The organism is Micromonospora rosaria, from assembly GCF_001567585.1.
Classification (GTDB): Bacteria; Actinomycetota; Actinomycetes; order Mycobacteriales; family Micromonosporaceae; genus Micromonospora; species Micromonospora rosaria.
The window spans coordinates 1-18,280 of sequence record NZ_LRQV01000016.1 but is presented as its reverse complement, the minus strand read 5'-3'; the positions used below and the strand labels follow the sequence as shown (position 1 = coordinate 18,280).

Sequence of the window (18,280 nt, the reverse complement as noted above, 5' to 3'; positions counted from 1 at the left end):
GCCGTGACCCGAGGTGCTGCCGTGAACCGAGGTGCTGCCGTGACCCGGATCGGGGCCGTGAGCAGGGGCGGTGAGGGGTGATGCGGGACGGTTACGTCGCCCGGTGGCGCGGGCGGGAGTACCAGGCCAGCCCGGACGGCGACGACGTCCGGCTGTACCAGCCCGAGCCCGGGGACGGGTTCGAGGAGGTCCGGCCGGGCCGGTACGTGCGGGTGCTGCCCGCCCGCGACGTCGAGGACCTGGCGTACGTGCGGACGACCTGCACCTGGCAGGGACAGCCCTTCATCGTGCTGGCCGAGCACGACGGCTGGCTGCGGGTCGAGTACACCGGTGGGCGGTGGCCGGTGGCCCGGGCGATGGGCCTGGAGGTCTTCGACTTCGGCGTCTACCAGGGCTGGGCGCCCCGCAGCGACGTCGCCGACCTACGCGAGCAGCGGCTCTGAGCCGGCCCGGCCGGGGCCGGCCCGGTCAGGACTTCGTCCAGCGCAGGACCTCGCCGAGCACCACCTCGCGGGCCTCCAGGTGCGGGAAGTGGCCCACGTCGTCGAGGAGCCGCCACTCGTACGGGGCGGTGACGTACCGGCCGGAGCCCTGGGCGGTACGCGGCAGCGAGGCGAGGTCCAGCGCGCCGTGCAGGTGCAGGGTCGGGGTGACCAGGGGCCGCTGCATCAGCTTGACGAAGCGGTACCCGTGCAGGCGCAGCACCGACCGGAACGCCCAGCGGTAGCCCTCCAGCGCGCAGAACGCGGCCTGCGGGATCTGCATCGCGTCCCGGTAGTGCCGGGCGTACCCGGCGAAGTCCGGCCCGGCCACCCAGCGGGGGCCGCCCCAGCGGCGCAGCATCTCCTCCACCGCGGCGGCGTCGTCGCGGGTCAGCACGTGCTCGTACCGGGGGAGCTGGAACTTCAGCGCCGGGGTGGAGGCGGCGAACTGCCCGCGCGGGTCGGCGAAGATCGCCGCGCGCAGCCGCAGCGGGTGCGGCGCGCCGAGCACCACCAGCCGCCGGACCAGGGACGGGTGGAACGACGCCACCGTCCAGGCCACCATGCCGCCGGCCCCGGTGCCGACCACGGTCGCGGAGCGCTCACCCATCGCCCGGATCAGGCCGGCGATGTCGGCGGCGAGGGTGTACCCGTCGTACCCCCGGGGTGGCTTGTCGCTGGCGCCGTAGCCCCGCAGGTCGACGGCGACCGCCCGGAAACCCGCGTCGGCCACCGCCGGCAGCATCTCGTGCCACGCCCACCAGTGCTCGGGAAAGCCGTGCAGGAAGAGCACCAGGGGGCCGGTCCCCGCCTCGACGACGTGGAACCGACTGCCGTTCGCGCCGACGAACCGGTGCGTCCACGGCCCGTCGGTCAGCACGCAGGACTCGTCGACGGGGCCGCGACGCTGCTGGGTCATGGCTGACAGCCTAGGACCCCCGCGCCGCCCCGCCCACGCGCCGACCCCGGTGGTGGCCGGGACCGCCCGCCGGAGGGCCGCCGACCGGCCCCGGACGGGCGCTGCCCGGGCGGGTGACCCGCCCGGGCAGCACTGGTCGTGCGACTGATCAGTGACTCAGGAGAAGCGGACCTTCAGGGAGGTACCGTTCTCCTCGACGACCCGGATCTTGGTACCGGTGGCGGGGAGCTTGACGCCGTGGTTCGGCAGCTCCGCGTACCAGTACTTCTTGGTGTCGTCGAACAGCGGCTGGGCCGCCTGGCCACGGATGTACTGCGGCTGGCTGTTCAGGTGCAGGGTGAACGAGTCCGCCTTGCGCAGGCTGAACGGGGCGTCGTACACCTGGATCCGGGACCGCCAGGGCTGGCCGGTCAGGTTGTAGATCGGCTGGGGCCGGGAGTCGATGATCAGGTTCCGGCCCTCACCCGGGTGGGCGAAGGTGTCGTTGTCCGCCCAGCGGGTGTTCCAGTACGAGATCAGCAGGCCCTCCTGGTACGCGTAGTGGTCCACGTAGTCGGGCTTGGTGTTCGCGTACCCGAAGAAGTACGGGCCGGTCTTGAGGTACTTGTCGTACGAGACGTACGACCGGTGCCCCGCGATGTAGTAGTTGTCGAAGAGCCGGGTGTACGTCTCCTCGACGATGCTCCACCCGCGCAGGGTCCAGTCACCCGGGCCGCTCTCGCCGCCGTCGACGGAGACGGTCGCCCCGTCGGCGACCACCGTGAGGGCGTCACCGAAGAAGCCACCGGTGGAGACCCCGCCGTCGGTCTGGTACCGGAGCCGGACCTGCGTCACCTTGCCGGCGGCGAAGTCCAGCGGGAGGTTGATGTCGACCCACTCGCCGCCGCTGCTGCCGTCCAGGGCCGGCCGCGGGTCCGAGTTGGAGATCGGCGGGATGGGCGCCCCGTTGACCGTGCCGGCCAGGGAGGTCCAGGTCGTGCCGCCGTCCACCGACGCCTCGAAGAAGAGGTAGTCGTAGTTCTCCTCGATGTCGTAGCGGCCCTTGAGGGTCAGCGCCGCCGACGACTTGCCGGTCAGATCGACCGTCTTGGTGAGCGTGTTGTTGAGGTCGTCGTCGTTGCCCGAGAAGAACTGCTTGGTCCCCTCGAACGGCGCGCCGTTGTCGAAGGTGTACTCCCGCTGCGGCAGGACGACCACGGCAGCCTGCGGCTTGTCGGAGTTGTACTCCTGTGGGCCGAGGTTGAGGGTCTTCTTCTGGCCGGCGACGACCACCTCGTAGTCGAGCCACCCGAGCTGGAGCTTGTTCCAGGCGCCGAGGTCGCCGCCGCGCTCACCGATGCCGCCGTCGTTCTTGCCACCGAGGCGGCTCTGGGCCATCAGGGTCCAGTGCTCGTTGTTGTTGTCCCCGCCACTGAGGATGTTGTAGTCGTCCGGCAGGCCGAGGTCGTGCGCGTACTCGTGGTAGAAGACGCTGCGGCCACCGTTCTCCGGCTGGATGGTGTAGTCACCGATCCAGACGCCGGTGTTGCCGATCTGCGTGCCACCGGCCGGGAAGTTCGGCGGGCCGGTCTGGCCGATCTGCGTGTTGTAGGCGTACCACCGGTGGCTCCAGATGGCGTCCTCACCCTGGATCGGGTCGCCGTCGGCCATGTCGCCACCGGCGTGCACGATCTGGAAGTGGTCGATGTACCCGTCCGGCTCGTTGAAGTCACCGTCGCCGTCGTGGTCGTACCGGTCCCACCTGTCCATCGCCTTGACGTCCGCGGCGATCTGCGCGTCGGTCCGGCCCTGGGCCTTCTGGTCGACGACCCACTGGTTGGCCGCGTCGCGGACCAGGTCCCAGACGTTGTCGCAGACGTTGTCGGAGCAGACGGCGGGATCGCCGGTCGGGTCGTCGTCGCCCTTCGGGTCGCTGGACCGGCCGTAGCGGGCCTCGTTGTACTTGACCTTGACCCAGTTGGTGACCGTGCCGTCGACGCTGTAGCGACCCGACGACTGGGCCTCGTAGTACTGCTTGACCGACTCGTCGCCGCGTCCGGTGCCGAAGTAGAGCTTCTCGAAGTACTCACGGCTGTAGTCCGGCTGCCAGACGGTGGAGTTGTCCACCGCGCGGTTCGGCTCCGGGATCTCGTTGTGCAGCGGCCCGTCGAACTTGGTCGGCCCCGGGATGCCCGGGTTGGTGTCCTTGTCCGGGTAGTCCGGGTGCCGGTCGTTGCCGAACTCGGCCAGGATCACGAAGATCTGGTCGGTCTGCTCGCGGGACAGTTCGACGTACTGGTCCTTCTGCTTGCCGGCACCCGCCCGGGCGGACCGGGCGGTCGCGGCCCCGGTCGGGCTGCCGGCGGCCTCGCCGACCTTCACGACGGTGCTGCCGTTGATCCGCTGGGTCTCGAGCCGGCCGGAGAGGACGTCGCTGAGCCCCTTCTGGCGAAGGGCGCGCCGCTTGTCCTCCAGCGGGTTGGGCAGGTCGTGCTCGGCGTGAGCGGACTCAGCGGCCGACGGGGCGGCCACCGGCGAGTCCGGCTGGGGCGCGGCGCTGGCGGACGAGGCCGCGACCAGTCCCGTCGCTGTCAGCGAGAGCCCGAGCAGACCCACTGCGACTTTGCGCACGTGGTACCTCCGGTGTGAGGGAACCGGCCCTACGGGGGTTGTACGAGCCGGCGGAAATTGATCCCACTCGTGGGACACATGGTGAACATAGACACTGGTGGGACGGGTGGGAAGACGGACACGTCGATTTGTTGCAAGATTTTGTGGGCCTCGTCGATGTCCGTCACATCACCCCAGGCAGCAGGCCGGAATGACGTTCTGTGTCGCCCTCCCGACTCTGTGCTTCCCATTGCTGGGATTTGCGTATTCACCCAAAAACGGTGAGTGGCGGCCCGTGCGCGGACCGCCACTCATTTACCGGTACGACCGGGATTCTTCCGTTCGTCAGTCCTCGTCGGACTTGCCGCCCTGCATCCCCGAGGAGATCAGCTCCATCACCGAGGAGTCCTGCAACGTGGTGACGTCGCCGAGCGACCGGTTCTCCGCGACGTCCCGCAGCAGCCGGCGCATGATCTTCCCGGACCGGGTCTTCGGCAACTCCGGCACCAGCATGATCTGCCGGGGCTTGGCGATCGGGCCGAGCGTCTTCGCCACGTGCGTGCGCAGGTCGGCGATGAGCCGCTCGCCCGCCTCGCCCTCGGCGTCGGCGTTGCCGCGCGGGATGGCGAACGCGACGATCGCCTGGCCGGTCGTCGGGTCGGTCGCGCCGACCACCGCCGCCTCGGCCACCGACGGGTGGCTGACCAGGGCCGACTCCACCTCGGTGGTGGAGATGTTGTGCCCGGAGACCAGCATCACGTCGTCCACCCGGCCGAGCAGCCAGATGTGGCCGTCGTCGTCCTTCTTCGCGCCGTCCCCGGCGAAGTAGATCCACTCGTCGCCGCTGCCCGCCCCGGCCCCGAACCGGGACCAGTACGTGTCGATGAACCGGTCGTCGTCGCCCCAGATGGTGCGCAGCATCGACGGCCACGGGTCACGCAGCACCAGGTAGCCGCCACCGCCGTTGGGCACCGACCCGCCCTGGTCGTCCACCACGTCGGCGACCACCCCGGGCAGCGGGGACATCGCGCTGCCCGGCTTCGTGGCGGTCACCCCCGGCAACGGCGTGATCATCATCGCCCCGGTCTCGGTCTGCCACCAGGTGTCCACGATCGGCAGCTCGCCCCGGCCGACGTGCTGCCGATACCACATCCACGCCTCGGGGTTGATCGGCTCACCGACGCTGCCGAGCAGGCGCAGCGAGGAGAGGTCGTACCCGGCGGGGATCTCGTCGCCCCACTTCATCATGGTCCGGATCAGCGTCGGGGCGGTGTACAGGATGCTCACCCGGTACCTGTCGACGATCTCCCAGAACCGACCCTTGTGCGGGGTGTCCGGGGTGCCCTCGTACATCACCTGGGTCGCGCCGTTGGCCAGCGGGCCGTACACGATGTAGGAGTGCCCGGTGACCCAGCCGATGTCGGCGGTGCACCAGTACACGTCGGTCTCCGGCTTGAGGTCGAAGACCGCGTGCGTGGTGTACGACGCCTGGGTGAGGTAGCCCCCGGTGGTGTGCAGGATGCCCTTGGGCCGGGCGGTGGTGCCGCTGGTGTACAGGATGAACAGCGGGTGCTCGGCGTCGAACGGCTGCGCGGTGTGCTCGGTCGACGCGGTCTCCACCGTCTCGTGCCACCAGTGGTCCTTCGCCGTCCAGGCCACCTCCTCGCCGGTGCGGCGCAGCACCAGCACGTGCTCCACCGACGGGCAGTTCGCCACCGCCTCGTCCACGGTCGGCTTCAGCGCCGACGGCTTGCCCCGCCGGTAGCCGCCGTCCGCCGTGATCACGACCTTGGCGCTGGCGTCCTGGATCCGGTTGCTCAGCGAGTCGGCCGAGAACCCGCCGAAGACCACGCTGTGCGTGGCGCCGATCCGGGCGCAGGCCAGCATCGCGACCGCCGCCTCCGGCACCATCGGCAGGTAGATCGCCACCCGGTCGCCCGCGCCCACCCCGAGGTCGGTCAGCGCGTTCGCCGCCTGGCAGGTGAGCTTGTGCAGGTCGGCGTAGGTGACCGTGCGGGTGTCCCCCGGCTCGCCCTCCCAGTGGATCGCCACCTTGTCACCCCGGCCCGCCTCGACGTGCCGGTCCAGGCAGTTGTACGCCACATTCAGTCGACCGCCGACGAACCACTTCGCGAACGGCGGGTTCGACCAGTCCAGCACCTGCTCCCAGGGCGTGTTCCAGGCCAGCCGCTCGGCCTGCCGCGCCCAGAAACCCAGCCGGTCCGCCGTCGCCTCCTCGTACGCCTCGGCGGTCACGTTGGCGTTCGCGGCGAGTTCGGCCGGCGGCGGAAACTGCCTCGTCTCGTTCAGCAGGTTGGCCAGTGCCTCACCACTCATGCCATGCTCCTTCTTCGCTTACGTGACCTGGGTCTCACTGACGCTGAGGTTAGCCGGGCGGCCCCGCCCAGGCGACCGGTGCGTCCCGGACCGCGCCCAGCGGCCGACCCCACGCGCCGAGCTGTAAGGAAGGGCCCCCTGTTAACGCATACGGTAGAGAAGGGTCCCCTTCTCACCGCCGGAGGTGGGGGCGGTCGCCGGGGATTCGCTAGCGTGGCGGGGTGACCGCCGACCCGCTCGCCCCACTGCTCGCGCTCGCCGACATCGCACCCGCCGTCGACCGGGCCCGCGAGCGGTTCGACCAGGCGCTGCGGCACCGCGCGTTGCGCCGGCACGGCGGCCAGGTCGCGGCCGAGGTCAGCCTGCGGTCCGCCGTCGCCAGCACCGCCCTGCAGGGGTACGCCCACGACCGGGAGACGGTCCGGGCCGGCACGATCACCGACCCGGTGCTCCAGGGGGCGCTGCGGGTGGCCGGAGCGCTGCCCGGCCTGACCGAACTCTGGTCGAAGGCGCCCCGACAGGTGCTGGCCCGGCTGCACGTGCTCGCCGCCCGCGAGGTCGTACCCGAGGGGGAGCTGGGGCGGCCGGTCGCCGATCCGGTGGTCGGCGCGCGCCTGGACGCGCTGGCCGGCCTGGTCGCGGGCGGGACGACGGTCTCCCCGCTGGTCCTGGCCGCCGTGGTGCACGGCGAGCTGCTGGCGCTGCGACCGTTCGCCGGGCCCTCCCCGGTGGTGGCGCGGGGCGCCGCCCGGCTGGTGCTGATGTCCACCGGCTTCGACCCGCGCGGCCTGCTCGCCGTCGACGTCGGCCACCACGAGCGGGAACCGGAGTACCTCGGCGCGGCCGGCGCCTTCGCCACCGGCACCCCGGACGGGCTGCGCTCCTGGCTGCGGCACTACGCGACGGCCGTCGAGATCGGGGTCGACCAGCTCACCGCGATCGGCGACGAGATCCTCGCCGCCACCTGACCGCCCCTGCCGCCGACCGGTCCCGGCCCGCGTTCGTCCGCCGGCGGGATCACGCGGGCGCGCCTGGCTGCGGTCCGCCCCGTCAGTGCCTCAGGTGCCGGCCGCGACCCGGGTGCGGCGGTGCCGGCCGTACCAGGCGATCCCGATGGCCACGCCCACCCCGACGCCGAGCGCGGCGGCGGCGACCGGCACGGCGGGCCGTTCCCGCAGCCGCCGGCCGAGCGGGACCGGGTTGCGGAACTCCAGCACCGGCCAGGCGTTCTCGGTGGCCAGCTTGCGCAGCGCCCGGTCCGGGTTGACCACGGTCGGGTGGCCGACGCACTCCAGCAGCGGCCGGTCGCTGTACGAGTCGGAGTAGGCGTACGAGTCGGCGAGGTCGTACCCGCGCTCGGTGGCCAGCTCACGGACCCCGTCGACCTTGCTCGGGCCGGCCGCGTAGAACTCGACCTCGCCGCTGTACCGGCCGTCCTCGACCGCCATCCGGGTGGCGATCACGTCGGTGATGCCGAGCAGTTCGCCGATCGGCCGGACCATCTCCTCGCCGGAGGCGGAGACCAGCACCACGTCCCGCCCGGCCGCCCGGTGCTCCTCGATCAGCACGGCGGCCTCGGCGTACACGTAGGGGTTGATCAGCTCGTGCAGCGTCTCCGCGACGATCTGGCGGACTTGTTCCACCTGCCAGCCCTTGCAGAGGGTGGCCAGGTAGTCCCGGGTGCGCGCCATGGTCTGCTCGTCTGTCCCGCCCAGCCGGAACATCAACTGCGCGTACGCAGACTTGACCACGTCACGCCGGGTGATCAGCCCGTCCCGATAGAACGGCCGACCGAACGCCAGGGCGCTCGACTTGGCGATGACGGTCTTGTCCAGATCGAAGAAAGCGGCACTTCGGCCCACGGCGCGAAAGTCTAGCCCGATGGTCTATGGTCGGCGGGTGCCCGGGGCCCGATGGTTACGCCAATCTGCGGGGAAGGGCCCACAATATCACGCATACCAGTGATAGTCGTCACACTCTGCGAGCGGGAATTTGCAGGGAGTGGAGGTAACACCACTCGACGTGCGCCTGTGTGCTCAGGCATGCTAGTCCTCAAAGCAAGTTTCTAGACTTTCCGCTTCGGAATCAGACCCTCGGCGGTTGCACCCCCCGTAACCGCTGAGTGGGTTCGGCTCAACCCCCCCGGAGCCGAACCACCCGACGACCCCCGTCTCCCCCCGACGGGGGTCGTCCCTTTGCCCGGGGGAGCGCTCCCCGTCGGCCGGCCCACCGCGCAGTTCGTGGTCCGACTCACCGGACGACGGCGGTGGCCGTCCCGGCCTGCGGCTGGAAACAGGCCAGCCCCCAGCCACGGGCGGTGGTGACCAGCCACGGGTGGCCGACGTGGGTGCGTTGCCGGTACCGCTGCCCCGGATCCAGGGTCCGGTACCGCTGGCGGTGGCCCCGGTGGTCCAGCCAGTGGATCACCACCGGCTCCGACCGGGCGTTCACGAACTCGACGTACGCCTCCGTGCCGCCGTCGACCGACCGGAGCAACACCTCCCGGTGCGGCGGCAGGGCGGCGAGTTCCGGGATCGGCGGCGGGGTGGTCGCCTGCCGTGACGGGGTGGGCGAGGACTGCGCGCCGGGCCCGGTCGGGGGCGGGTCGAGCGGCGGCTGCTGCGGTGACGCGGTCGGTGCGGCGGACGCCGACCGGGTCGAGGGAGCGGGAGCCGACCCGGACGGCGCGGGTGACGCGGACCGGTCGGCCGGGGGCACGGACCGGCTCGGGTCCGGGGTCGCCCGACCGGACGCGGACGCCGGACCCGGCGGGTACGTGGGTGCCGATGTGGGCTCGACGCTGTCCGCGCCGACGATGGCGATCGGCGGGTCGGCCAGCGGCTGGAAGTCCGACTGCTTCGGGCCGGTGACGAACGGCAGCACCCCGATCGCCAGCGCCGCGAGCAGGCCGACCGCCACCAGGGCGGGTACCAGGTCCAGGCCGCCCCGTTCGGTGGCCGGGGCCGGTTGGTCCACCGTCGCGCCGGACGTCCACCGGTCGCCCTCGCCGGCACCGTTGCCGTTGCCGTTGCCGGGCAGTGTCGCCGGTTGGACGGCGGGGTCGATCCCGGGAGTGCGAGCGTCGGGTGCTGGCTGCGGAACGCCGTGTGCCTCATCCGGTACGTGCGCCATGAACCCCGATCCCGAGTGAGCGGTGCGACCTGTCGTGGCAGGTCGGCAAGGATGGCTGAACCGTCCGGCCGGAAGCAGGGGCTTCGGCGGACCCGGCCCGGGGATCCTATGCAATCCCTCGCTGGCATACCAGATCCACTGCTGCTGCGGGGTTCATCCACAGGCGACTGAGTTATCCACAGGCGACGGCTGCGGGGCGGCGGAGTGTCCGGGTCCGGCGGGAGGGTGGGCCCTCTGCCAGCCGTACCCCTGGAGGCCGCGATGCCGCCCCGTACCTCCGTCACACCGACCCCACGACGGCCGTTGGTGGTGACCGCCGACGAGGACCTGCTCGACGACCTGCTCCGCCTCGCCGCCGCCGGGGGGACCGAGGTCGACGTGGCCGCGGACCCGGCCGCCGCGCGGGCCCGTTGGCTGCCGGCGCCCCTGGTGCTGGTCGGCAGCGACCAGGCGCACTCCTGCCTGCGGGCCCGGCTGCCGCGCCGGCCCCGGCTGGTGCTGGTCGGCCGGACCGGGGAGCTGGATCCGGGCTGGGAGGTCGCCGAACTCGTCGGGGCCGAACACGTCGCCACCCTGCCCGCCGCCGAGCCGTGGCTGGTCGACCGGCTCGCCGAGTCCGCCCCGGGCCAGCCCACCGGGGCCGCCCGGATGGTCGCCGTACTCGGCGGGCGCGGCGGCGCCGGGGCCAGCGTGCTCGCCGGTGGCCTGGCGGTCACCGCCGCCCGCGCCCGGCAGCGCACCCTCCTCGTCGACGCCGATCCGCTCGGCGGCGGGCTGGACCTGGTGCTCGGCTGGGAGCAACTGGAAGGGCTGCGCTGGCCGGCGCTCAGTGACGCCGACGGCCGGGTCGACCCACCGGCGCTGGTGGGTGCCCTGCCCAGTCGCGGGGACTTGGTGGTGCTCTCCTGGGACCGGGGCGAGCTGCTCAACCTGCCCGCGCCGGCGATGGCAGCCGCGCTGGACGCCGCCCGCCGGGGGCGGGACTTCGTCGTCGTCGACCTGCCCCGCCAGTTCGACGACGCCGCCGTGATCGCCCTCCAGGCCGCCGACCAGGCGTACCTGGTCGTCCCGGCCGAGCTGCGGGCCACCGCGGCGGCGGCCCGGGTGGTCGCCGTCGCGGCCCCGCACTGCGCGCACCTGTCGGTGATCGTGCGGGGGCCCGCGCCGGGGCGGCTCAAGGCCGCCGAGATCGCCCGGGTACTGGGCCTGCCGCTGGCCGGCACGCTGCGCCCCGAGCCGGCCCTCTGCCGGGGCCTGGAACGGGGTGAGGCGCCGGCTGCCGCCGGGCGGGGCCCGCTCGCCGTGCTCTGCCAGCGTCTCGTCACCGAGGTGACCGGCCGACCGGCGACGGGGGCGGCCTGATGAGCGGCCCGGCCGACCCCCGGGCGCTCTCCGCGCGGGTCCGGCAACGGTTCGCCGCCGAGGCCACCCCGGTCACCGCCGCCGCGATCGTCTCCGCGGTACGCGCCGAGCCCACCGCCGCCGTCCTCGGCGACACGGCGGTGCTCCGGATGGCCGACCGGGTGCACGACGACCTGGTGGGCGCCGGCCCGCTCGCTCCGCTGCTCCTCGACGCCGAGGTCACCGACGTACTCGTCAACGGAACCCGGGTGTGGGTCGACCGGGGCCGGGGCCTGCACCAGGTGGCCGTGCCGATGGGCACCGTCGACGACGTACGCCGGCTGGCGCAGCGGCTCGCGGCCGGCGCGGGCCGGCGGCTGGACGACGGCGTCCCGTACGCGGACGCCCGGCTGCCCGACGGCACCCGGCTGCACGCGGTCCTGCCGCCGGTGGCGACCGACGGACCGTACCTGTCGCTGCGGACCTTCCGGCAACGGCCGTTCACCCTCGACGAGTTGGTCCGGCAGGGGACGGTCCCCGCCCCGGTGGGGCCGGTGCTCGCCGCCGTGGTGGCCGCCCGACTCGCCTACCTGGTCACCGGTGGCACCGGTTCGGGCAAGACGACCTTGCTCAACACCCTGCTCGGCCTGGTGCCGCCGACCGAGCGGATCGTGCTGGTGGAGGACGCGGCGGAGCTGTACCCGGTGCACCCGCACGTGGTGGGGCTCCAGGCGCGCACCTCCAACGTGGAGGGCTCCGGCGCGGTCGGGCTCAACGACCTGGTCCGGCAGGCCCTGCGGATGCGACCGGACCGGCTCGTGGTGGGGGAGTGCCGGGGTGCCGAGGTGGTCGACCTGCTCGCCGCTCTGAACACCGGCCACGACGGCGGCGCGGGCACCCTGCACGCCAACGCGCCGGCCGACGTGCCGGCCCGGCTGGAGGCGCTCGGGCTGCTGGGCGGGCTGCCCCGGGCGGCGCTGCACGCCCAGGTGGCCGCCGCGTTGCAGGTGCTGCTCCAGGTCCGTCGCGGCGCCCGAGGGCGGCTGCTGGAGTCGGTCTGCCTGCTGCTGCCGCAGGGGCCGGACCGGCTGGTCGTCGCCGTTCCGGCGTGGACCCGAGGGCAGGGCCCCGGTCCGGCCGCCGGCACCCTGGCCGCGTTGCTACGGGCCCGCGAGGTGCCGGTGCCCCCGGCGCTGGGTCCGGCGGGTCGGTCGGGTGCCGCATGACCATTCCGGTCTGGCTCGTCGCCGGTACCGTCCTGGCGGCCGTCCTGCTGACGTGGCCCGTACGCCTGGCCTGGTCCGGCCGCCGCGCCGGCCACCCGTCGGTCGACCCGGCCCGTCGTCCGGCGGCGCGTCGGGTGGGCCGCCTGGTCCGGTGGGCCCGCCGGGACAACGTCCCCGATCCACTCGTGAACTGGGTCGCCGAGCTGCGTCGGATCCCCGACACCCACCTCGATCCTCCCGCCCCGGCCCGGCCGGACCCCGCTGGAGTCACCGGTACTCCCGCGTCCGCCCGGTCGACCGCTGCCGCCGGGCCGGCTCGGCCGCATGGCGGTGCCGGGCCGGTCCGGCCACCCGGTCGGCACGACCCGCGTCGTCCGCGTACCGACGGTCGACCGCCGGTGGTCGGTCTGCTCCGGGGCGGTCCGTCGGCAGCGGAGCCGGGCAACGTCGCCGGGCGCCGGCCGCCTGGCGACGACGTGCCGATCGGAGCGCCCCCGACGGGTCGCCCTCAGTGGCCCGCCGGTGCCGGGCGGGCGAGGGCGGACAGCCGGTCGGGCCAGCCGCAGCCGTCCAGCGGCACCGGCTGGGCGGCGTGGGCGGGTCGGTGGGGCGCCACGCTCGCCGGCTCACCGAGGCGGACGCTGCTGCTGACCGGGCTCACCGGTGCGGTGGTCGGCGGTGCGCTGGCCGGTCCCGTCGCGGCGGTGGCCCTCGCCGGGTACGGCTTGCTGGGGGCCCGTGCCCTGGTGCGACGGCGGGCCGCCCGGCAGGCCGATCGGGCCCGCCGGCGTCGGCTGGACCAGCTCTGCGGCCTCGCGGCGGACCTGCGGGCCGGCCTCCCGGCACCGGTGGCCTCGCTGCCCGATGCCACTGGGGCCGCGGGCGGCGACGCCGACCGGGTGGACCGGTTGACCACCGCCGCCGTGCACCTCGCCGAACGGACCGGCGCGCCCCTGGCCGAGTTGCTGGAACGCATCGAGGCGGACACCCGGCTCGGCGACCGGGGGCTGGCCGCTGCGGCGGCGCAGGCGGCCGGCGCCCGGGCCACCGCGTGGCTGCTCGCCGCGCTACCGCTCGGCGGGATCGGGCTGGGGTACGGGATCGGCGTCGACCCGGTCGCGATCCTGCTGCACACCCCGGTCGGCGCCGCCTGCACCCTCCTTACCGTCGCCCTCCAGGCCATCGGGCTGATCTGGGCGGACAAGCTCACCGCGATGCCGGGCCGGGCCGCGTGATGTCCCGGGCGACGCTGCTCGTCGGCGGTCTCGCCGTGCTGGCCGGACTCGTGGCGGCGGTCGGCGTCTCGCGGCGTCCGCTGCGCCGCCTGCGGCGTCTCCGACACCCGCCGGCCGGCAGCCCGGTGCCGCAACCGGGCCGCCCGGAGCCGCCTGACATCGCCCCGGACGGCGGTACCCGTGCCGTCCACTGGCCACCCGACCGGATCCGTCTGGCGGCGGGCCTCGGCGGGCTGGCCGTGGCGGTGCTCGTCGGCGGCTGGCTCGGGCCGGTCGGCGCGCTGCCCACGGCGGTACTGCTCGACCGGCTGCTCCGCCGGATCGAGACGCCGGCCGCCCGCGAACGGCGGCTTCGCGAAGTCGCCGACCTGCCCCTCGCGGCGGATCTGCTGGCGGCGGCGATGCGGGCGGGCGCACCGGTCGACCGGTCCGTCCTGGCCGTCGCCGAGGCGCTCGGCGGCCCGCTCGGTGACCGGCTCGGCCGGGTCGGCCGGACGCTGACCCTCGGTGGCGAGCCCGACGAGGCCTGGGCATACCTGACCCCGGTGTCCGGGGCGGACCGGCTGGTGTCGGCGGCCCTGCGCTCGTCGAGCAGCGGCGCGGCCCTGACCGGTGCGTTGACCCGGCTCGCCGACGACCTGCGCGCCGACCGGTCCACCGCCATGGAGGAGTCGGCCCGCCGGGCGGGGGTCCTGATCGTGCTGCCGCTGGGGCTGTGCTTCCTGCCGGCCTTCATTCTCGCCGGTCTGGTGCCGGTGATCGTCGCCGTTCTCGGCGACGTGCTCTGAAACCGTTTCGAGAGGGGAAAGACGTGCGCAAGCTCTTCACCCGCCTGCGCGGCGACGCTGGGATGAACACCGCCGAGTACGCGGTGGGCACGCTGGCCGCCGTGGCCTTCGCCGGGCTCCTGCTCAAGGTGCTCACCTCCGACAGCGTGCAGACCGCGCTGACCGGGGTGATCGACCGGGCCCTGCAGTGATCCGGCGCCGGTTGGCCGGGGACGACCGGGGCTCGTTCACCGCCGAACTGGCGGCCGGCCTGCCGGCGCTCCTGCTGCTGCTCCTGGCTGGGCTCACCGCCGTCGACGCGGTGACCACGAAGGCGGCCAGCCTCGGCGCGGCCCGGGAGGCGGCGCTGGCCGCCTCCCGGGGCGCGGACGGGCCGCAGGCCGGTGCCCGGACCGCACCCGTCGACGCCGACATCGCCGTCAGCGTCGAGGGCGATCAGGTCACCGCGACGGTACGCGCGCCGGTACGGACGCTCGGCGCCCGGCTGCCCCGGCTCACTGTGACGGCCACCGTGGTCGCTGCGGTGGAACCGGGCGTACCGGAGGCCGGCCCGTGACCGGGGCCCCTGGGCCCGCCCCCACCGGGCCGGTCACCGCGCTGGCCTGCTGTGGTGAACGGGGTGGTGCCAGCGTCTGCCTGCTGGCGGTGGGGCTGGTGTTCGTCCTGTTCGGAACGTTCGGTGCGGCCGTCGGTGCGGCCGGGGTGGCCCGGCAGCGGGCCGGCGTGGCGGCGGACTTCGGTGCGCTGGCGGGTGCCGGTGCCGTGGCCCAGGGCCCCTCGGACGCGTGCCGGTGGGCCGAGAGCGTCGCCGCCGCGAACGGCGGACGGCTGACCGCCTGCCGGGTCGACGGGCTGGACGTCCAGGTGACCGTGCAGGTGGGCGTCAGCCCGTTGCCCGGCCTGACCCGGATCGCCGTGGTGACCGCCCGCGCCGGGCCGGTGCGCTCCTGACCGCCGGCGGGGCGGGCGGTCGCTACGCTCACCTCGGTCATCGTCATCGAACTGCGGGGAGGACGACAAGGCGTGGGTATCCAGCGACACGTCACATCCGAGGCGATCACCGGGCTGGCCGGTGACCTCGACAAGGACGTCAAAGAACAGGTCACCACGGCGAAGCGGAAGATCGAGGAGTGCCGGGTCGACGGTTTTCCCGGCTTCGGGCTGGCGGGGATCCCCCTCCAGATCGCCTACAACGGGATCATCGACGACTTCACGGGCTTCCTCGACACGTACTCCGAGACCATGACCGACGTGGCGGTCATCCTGCGGACCCGGGTCGCGCCCGCGTGGCAGGAGGCCGAACTCAACAACACCGTCCGCTACGGCGACACGTGACGGACCGGGGGACCGACAGATGACTTCACCGAACCCGGCGGCCGTCGCCGCCATGACGCTGGCCGTCGGCGAGGCGCGGGCCGCCTCCTTCACCCTGGTCAACGGCATCCGCCTGGCGCTCATCCTCAGCGTGGCGGTCGCCGACGTACCGGCGATGTTCCGGGCCGGGGTGACCTGGTCGACCGAGGTGGGCACCGAGTTGTCGCAGATCCAGGCCAAGCTGGACGACGCGATGGACAAGGCCAAGGAGGGCTGGACGGCCGACGACTTCGACGCCCTGGAGAACAAGCTCAAGGAGATCGGCAAGGAACTCGCCAACGTGCAGGCCAGCGCCGGGCTGGTCGGCGGGGGCATGGTCGCGGTGGCCGGCGCGTACGCCTTGTTCTGGGCGTACGCCGCCGTGGTCGCCGCGCTCACCCTGGCGCTCGCCGTCATGGTGCTCGCCGCGCAGTTCACGCCGGCCGGCCCCGCCATCCGGATCTCTGCCGAGAGCATCGTGAACGGGCTGGCCACCGTGCTCCAGACGTGGCTGACCAAGCTGGCCACCGCGAACGCGGCGTTCGGCACCTTCGCGGGCGCCGCGCTGCTCGGCATGGTGGGCGGTCCGATGGTGCTCAACATCGACGACAAGAGCGCGAAACTGGAGCAGGTGGAGATCACCTGGAGCGCGCCCAACCAGTTCATCTCCCCAAAGAAGGAGGAGCCGGTCAGCTACGACGAGGCCAACGCGCCCGACGAGCCCGGCAACTGACGTGCGGTGGAGCCGGGCGACCCGCCCGGCTCCACCGTCCGCCGCCGACAACCAGCAGCCGCCGAGTTTCAGCGGCCGTCGACGCCGAGCTTCAGCGGCCGTCGACAATCGGCAAGGGCCGGGGGTCAGCCGCTGTCGAGATGTGGCGACTGCCGAGGGATCAGCCGAGGCGTCGGCGCAGCCGCTCGATCTCGTCCAGGGAGCCGTCGATGCCGGTCTCGGCGGTCCGCCGCATCTCCCCGAACACCGAGTCGGGCGTCCGGCTGCCGTCGAGCAGCCCGGTGAGCAGTTCGTCACCGAACGCCTCGCGCTGCGCCTGCGCCATCCGCTCCTGGAGGTTCTGCGTCGCCACCTGGTGGGCCTGCCGGAAGGCGTCCGCCAGGTCCTGCGAGGCGAAGCGCATCGCCCGGGGGTCGACGTAGACGTCGGTCAACGCCCCGCCGAGGCCGACGGTCAACTGGACCAGGCCACTGTCGTCGCCACCCTGGCCGGTCACGTCGGCCAGGCGGGACTGGAAATCCTCCGCCTTGCGCTGGAGATCCGCCGAGATCCGCAACGCTCGGTCGAGTTCGTGAGAGCTGTCCGGGTACAAGTCACATCCCCCGCCGCGTGTGGACGGTCCGGGACCGCCCGTCATCGAGTCCGCGCCAATGTACCGGGTCGTCACCACCGGCCGTCCATGCTGGGTTTCCCATGGAAGGGAACCGTGGGTGGTCCCCATCGTGGGCGGGCATCGGTTACCGTCGGCTGCGGATCGGAGGCGGGCCCATGCACGACTGTGACGAAGTGATCGGACTGCGCGAGTACCGCGACCCGAGAAAACCGTGGTGGCTGCTGGTGCTGCTGGCCTTCGTGGTCGGCGTGGCCGCCCTGTGGGCGCCCACGCTGTGGGGCGGCTTCCGGGAGCTGGGCACGGCCGGGAAGGTGGTCGCCGTGCTCTGGCCCGTGGTCATCGTCGCGGTGCTGCTGCTGCCGGCGCTGACCCGGCGCGGGTCGCGTGGCGTGGCCCGGGGCGGGCTGCGGTCCGCCGGTGGCCCGGCGGCCGGGTCGGCCGCCCGGCTCTGTCCGCACGGCGTCGGGCTGCCCCACGGCGGTCCGGCAGGCCGGCTGTTGCCCTGGTCGGACGTGGCCGACCTGCGGGTCTTTCCCGACGCCAAGGGTCGGGGTGGGGTGGTCGGGGCCCGGTTGCGGGCCCACGTGGAGCCCACCGGCCTGCCCCCGCTCGCCCGGATGATCGAGGACGGTTCGGTGCCCGACGACCCCTCGTGGCGCTGGCTCGGCGTCGTCCGGGACAGCGCCGAGGCGGAGCGGGTGGCGGCCCGGTCGAGCGGATGGCGGCAGGCCACCCCCCGGTGACCCGCCACCCCCGGTGACCCGCCACCGGCCGGAGCCGGGCCGGCGGCGGGCCAGGCCGGGCCGGTCAGCGTCCCTGGAGGGCGTCCAGCGCGATCGCCATGGCGATCACCATCCGCCGGTCGACCTGCGGGTGCTGGATCTCCACCACGTACCGGTCGCGCAGCCCCCACTTCTTGACCACCGAGAAGACCGGCTGGCCCCCGGCGACGAAGTCGAAGTGGTACGGCAGCCAGGACAGCGAGTCGACGAACCGCCGCAGCACCGCCACCGGCATGCTCCGCTCCTGGCCGCTGACCGCCGGCAGGCCGGGCTGCTCCAGGTGCCAGGTCGACCGCAGCAGCGACTGGGCGAAGTCCTTGCGGAACAGGCCGATCGGGTTGCCGGCGGCGTCGGTGACGTCGTACGTGGCGGCGAGGTCGAGCCGCTGCCGCGCCTTGAACCCGAGCAGTGGCTGCTGCTTGGAGTCGTCGGTGTAGATGGTCACCTGCTCCTTGAAGGCGAGCCGCTTCTGCTGGGCGAACGCCAGCAGCCCGCCCTCGCTGCCGTCCGGGGCCACGGCGTGTACCTCGTACTGGTTGACCATCATCCGGATGCGCTGCCGGATGTGGAACTGGTGCAGGCTCTGCAGGGGGTCTGGCTGCATCGACGTCTCCTCAGGAATGGTGCGCCGGAGTCTCGCACAGGTCGGGGCGCACTGCCCGCCAGCCCCCGTGGTCCCCGTCGGCCGGGCCGGGCCGCCGGGCCGGCCGTGGGCGGCAGGGCGGCGGGGGCACAGGGCGGCGGGGCTGT

At 73.5% G+C, this 18,280-nt stretch carries 19 protein-coding genes; 12 read left to right on the top strand and 7 right to left on the bottom strand.

What is annotated here, in order from left to right:
- Nucleotides 1-77: 77 nt before the first annotated feature.
- Nucleotides 78-443: a hypothetical protein gene (locus AWW66_RS07305; RefSeq protein ID WP_067361620.1), complete on the top strand. Its 366-nt coding sequence runs from the start codon at nucleotides 78-80 to the stop codon at nucleotides 441-443.
- A 25-nt stretch (nucleotides 444-468) separates the two neighbouring features.
- Here AWW66_RS07305 and AWW66_RS07300 read toward each other — a convergent pair whose 3' ends face one another.
- The 3 genes from AWW66_RS07300 to acs all read right to left on the bottom strand — a co-directional run bounded on the left by AWW66_RS07300 (nucleotide 469) and on the right by acs (nucleotide 6,327).
- Nucleotides 469-1,401 (bottom strand): alpha/beta fold hydrolase, encoded by a 933-nt coding sequence (locus AWW66_RS07300; protein WP_067361617.1) that lies wholly within the window; start codon nucleotides 1,399-1,401, stop codon nucleotides 469-471.
- 156 nt (nucleotides 1,402-1,557) lie between these two features.
- On the bottom strand, nucleotides 1,558-3,996 hold the full coding sequence (locus tag AWW66_RS07295) for an immune inhibitor A domain-containing protein (protein WP_067361614.1): 2,439 nt from the start codon (nucleotides 3,994-3,996) through the stop codon (nucleotides 1,558-1,560).
- 339 nt (nucleotides 3,997-4,335) lie between these two features.
- A complete protein-coding gene (acs, locus tag AWW66_RS07290; RefSeq protein WP_067361612.1) occupies nucleotides 4,336-6,327 on the bottom strand; it encodes an acetate--CoA ligase in 1,992 nt (663 codons plus the stop codon).
- A gap of 221 nt (nucleotides 6,328-6,548) precedes the next feature.
- Between acs and AWW66_RS07285 the strand changes: the two genes are divergently transcribed.
- On the top strand, nucleotides 6,549-7,295 hold the full coding sequence (locus tag AWW66_RS07285; protein WP_067361608.1) for a Fic family protein: 747 nt from the start codon (nucleotides 6,549-6,551) through the stop codon (nucleotides 7,293-7,295).
- 90 nt (nucleotides 7,296-7,385) lie between these two features.
- Here the strand turns inward: AWW66_RS07285 and AWW66_RS07280 are convergent, their stop codons facing one another.
- Together AWW66_RS07280 and AWW66_RS34795 are read right to left on the bottom strand one after the other, a co-directional pair.
- Nucleotides 7,386-8,189, bottom strand: coding sequence for an HAD family hydrolase (locus AWW66_RS07280; protein ID WP_067361604.1), 804 nt, complete (start codon nucleotides 8,187-8,189; stop codon nucleotides 7,386-7,388).
- 388 nt (nucleotides 8,190-8,577) lie between these two features.
- Nucleotides 8,578-9,459, bottom strand: coding sequence for a VHL beta domain-containing protein (locus tag AWW66_RS34795; RefSeq protein ID WP_083978301.1), 882 nt, complete (start codon nucleotides 9,457-9,459; stop codon nucleotides 8,578-8,580).
- A gap of 309 nt (nucleotides 9,460-9,768) precedes the next feature.
- Between AWW66_RS34795 and ssd the strand changes: the two genes are divergently transcribed.
- The 9 genes from ssd to AWW66_RS07235 all read left to right on the top strand — a co-directional run bounded on the left by ssd (nucleotide 9,769) and on the right by AWW66_RS07235 (nucleotide 16,135).
- Nucleotides 9,769-10,821: a septum site-determining protein Ssd gene (gene ssd, locus AWW66_RS07270; RefSeq protein WP_211271861.1), complete on the top strand. Its 1,053-nt coding sequence runs from the start codon at nucleotides 9,769-9,771 to the stop codon at nucleotides 10,819-10,821.
- On the top strand, nucleotides 10,821-12,026 hold the full coding sequence (locus AWW66_RS07265; protein ID WP_067361600.1) for a TadA family conjugal transfer-associated ATPase: 1,206 nt from the start codon (nucleotides 10,821-10,823) through the stop codon (nucleotides 12,024-12,026). The genes ssd and AWW66_RS07265 overlap by 1 nt, the downstream gene beginning before the upstream one ends.
- Nucleotides 12,023-13,261: a YML083C domain-containing protein gene (locus AWW66_RS35145; RefSeq protein ID WP_067361597.1), complete on the top strand. Its 1,239-nt coding sequence runs from the start codon at nucleotides 12,023-12,025 to the stop codon at nucleotides 13,259-13,261. The genes AWW66_RS07265 and AWW66_RS35145 overlap by 4 nt, the downstream gene beginning before the upstream one ends.
- The gene (locus AWW66_RS07255; RefSeq protein ID WP_067361595.1) at nucleotides 13,261-14,049 is read left to right on the top strand and encodes a type II secretion system F family protein; all 789 of its coding nucleotides are present in this window, start codon (nucleotides 13,261-13,263) and stop codon (nucleotides 14,047-14,049) included. Before AWW66_RS35145 ends, AWW66_RS07255 begins: the two co-directional genes overlap by 1 nt.
- A gap of 62 nt (nucleotides 14,050-14,111) precedes the next feature.
- Nucleotides 14,112-14,240, top strand: coding sequence for a DUF4244 domain-containing protein (locus tag AWW66_RS32510; RefSeq protein ID WP_245647993.1), 129 nt, complete (start codon nucleotides 14,112-14,114; stop codon nucleotides 14,238-14,240).
- Nucleotides 14,240-14,605, top strand: a complete 366-nt coding sequence (locus tag AWW66_RS07250) for a TadE family type IV pilus minor pilin (protein WP_211271860.1) — start codon at nucleotides 14,240-14,242, stop codon at nucleotides 14,603-14,605. The genes AWW66_RS32510 and AWW66_RS07250 overlap by 1 nt, the downstream gene beginning before the upstream one ends.
- On the top strand, nucleotides 14,602-15,000 hold the full coding sequence (locus tag AWW66_RS07245) for an Rv3654c family TadE-like protein (RefSeq protein WP_083978299.1): 399 nt from the start codon (nucleotides 14,602-14,604) through the stop codon (nucleotides 14,998-15,000). The genes AWW66_RS07250 and AWW66_RS07245 overlap by 4 nt, the downstream gene beginning before the upstream one ends.
- A 72-nt stretch (nucleotides 15,001-15,072) precedes the next feature.
- Complete coding sequence (locus tag AWW66_RS07240) at nucleotides 15,073-15,384, top strand: hypothetical protein (protein ID WP_067361591.1); 312 nt, start codon at nucleotides 15,073-15,075, stop codon at nucleotides 15,382-15,384.
- Nucleotides 15,385-15,403: 19 nt separating this feature from the next.
- Nucleotides 15,404-16,135 (top strand): hypothetical protein, encoded by a 732-nt coding sequence (locus tag AWW66_RS07235; RefSeq protein ID WP_157527245.1) that lies wholly within the window; start codon nucleotides 15,404-15,406, stop codon nucleotides 16,133-16,135.
- A 160-nt stretch (nucleotides 16,136-16,295) separates the two neighbouring features.
- On the opposite strand, the gene AWW66_RS07230 is transcribed toward AWW66_RS07235, so the two are convergent.
- Entirely contained in the window at nucleotides 16,296-16,727 is a 432-nt protein-coding gene (locus AWW66_RS07230; protein ID WP_169807070.1) for a YbaB/EbfC family nucleoid-associated protein, read from the bottom strand.
- 176 nt (nucleotides 16,728-16,903) lie between these two features.
- Here AWW66_RS07230 and AWW66_RS07225 point away from each other — a divergent pair, with 176 nt between their 5' ends.
- Complete coding sequence (locus AWW66_RS07225; protein ID WP_157527243.1) at nucleotides 16,904-17,491, top strand: hypothetical protein; 588 nt, start codon at nucleotides 16,904-16,906, stop codon at nucleotides 17,489-17,491.
- A gap of 64 nt (nucleotides 17,492-17,555) precedes the next feature.
- On the opposite strand, the gene AWW66_RS07220 is transcribed toward AWW66_RS07225, so the two are convergent.
- Entirely contained in the window at nucleotides 17,556-18,134 is a 579-nt protein-coding gene (locus AWW66_RS07220; protein WP_067361583.1) for an LURP-one-related family protein, read from the bottom strand.
- Nucleotides 18,135-18,280: the final 146 nt, after the last annotated feature.

Excerpts from the sequence above, each read along its gene's own strand:
- AWW66_RS32510 (WP_245647993.1), top strand. The coding sequence starts at position 14,112 with ATGAACACCGCCGAGTACGCGGTGGGCACGCTGGCCGCCGTGGCCTTC.
- acs (WP_067361612.1), bottom strand. The coding sequence starts at position 6,327 with ATGAGTGGTGAGGCACTGGCCAACCTGCTGAACGAGACGAGGCAGTTT.
- AWW66_RS34795 (WP_083978301.1), bottom strand. The coding sequence starts at position 9,459 with ATGGCGCACGTACCGGATGAGGCACACGGCGTTCCGCAGCCAGCACCC.
- AWW66_RS07235 (WP_157527245.1), top strand. The coding sequence starts at position 15,404 with ATGACTTCACCGAACCCGGCGGCCGTCGCCGCCATGACGCTGGCCGTC.
- AWW66_RS07300 (WP_067361617.1), bottom strand. The coding sequence starts at position 1,401 with ATGACCCAGCAGCGTCGCGGCCCCGTCGACGAGTCCTGCGTGCTGACC.
- AWW66_RS35145 (WP_067361597.1), top strand. The coding sequence starts at position 12,023 with ATGACCATTCCGGTCTGGCTCGTCGCCGGTACCGTCCTGGCGGCCGTC.
- AWW66_RS07225 (WP_157527243.1), top strand. The coding sequence starts at position 16,904 with ATGCACGACTGTGACGAAGTGATCGGACTGCGCGAGTACCGCGACCCG.
- AWW66_RS07265 (WP_067361600.1), top strand. The coding sequence starts at position 10,821 with ATGAGCGGCCCGGCCGACCCCCGGGCGCTCTCCGCGCGGGTCCGGCAA.
- AWW66_RS07255 (WP_067361595.1), top strand. The coding sequence starts at position 13,261 with ATGTCCCGGGCGACGCTGCTCGTCGGCGGTCTCGCCGTGCTGGCCGGA.
- AWW66_RS07220 (WP_067361583.1), bottom strand. The coding sequence starts at position 18,134 with ATGCAGCCAGACCCCCTGCAGAGCCTGCACCAGTTCCACATCCGGCAG.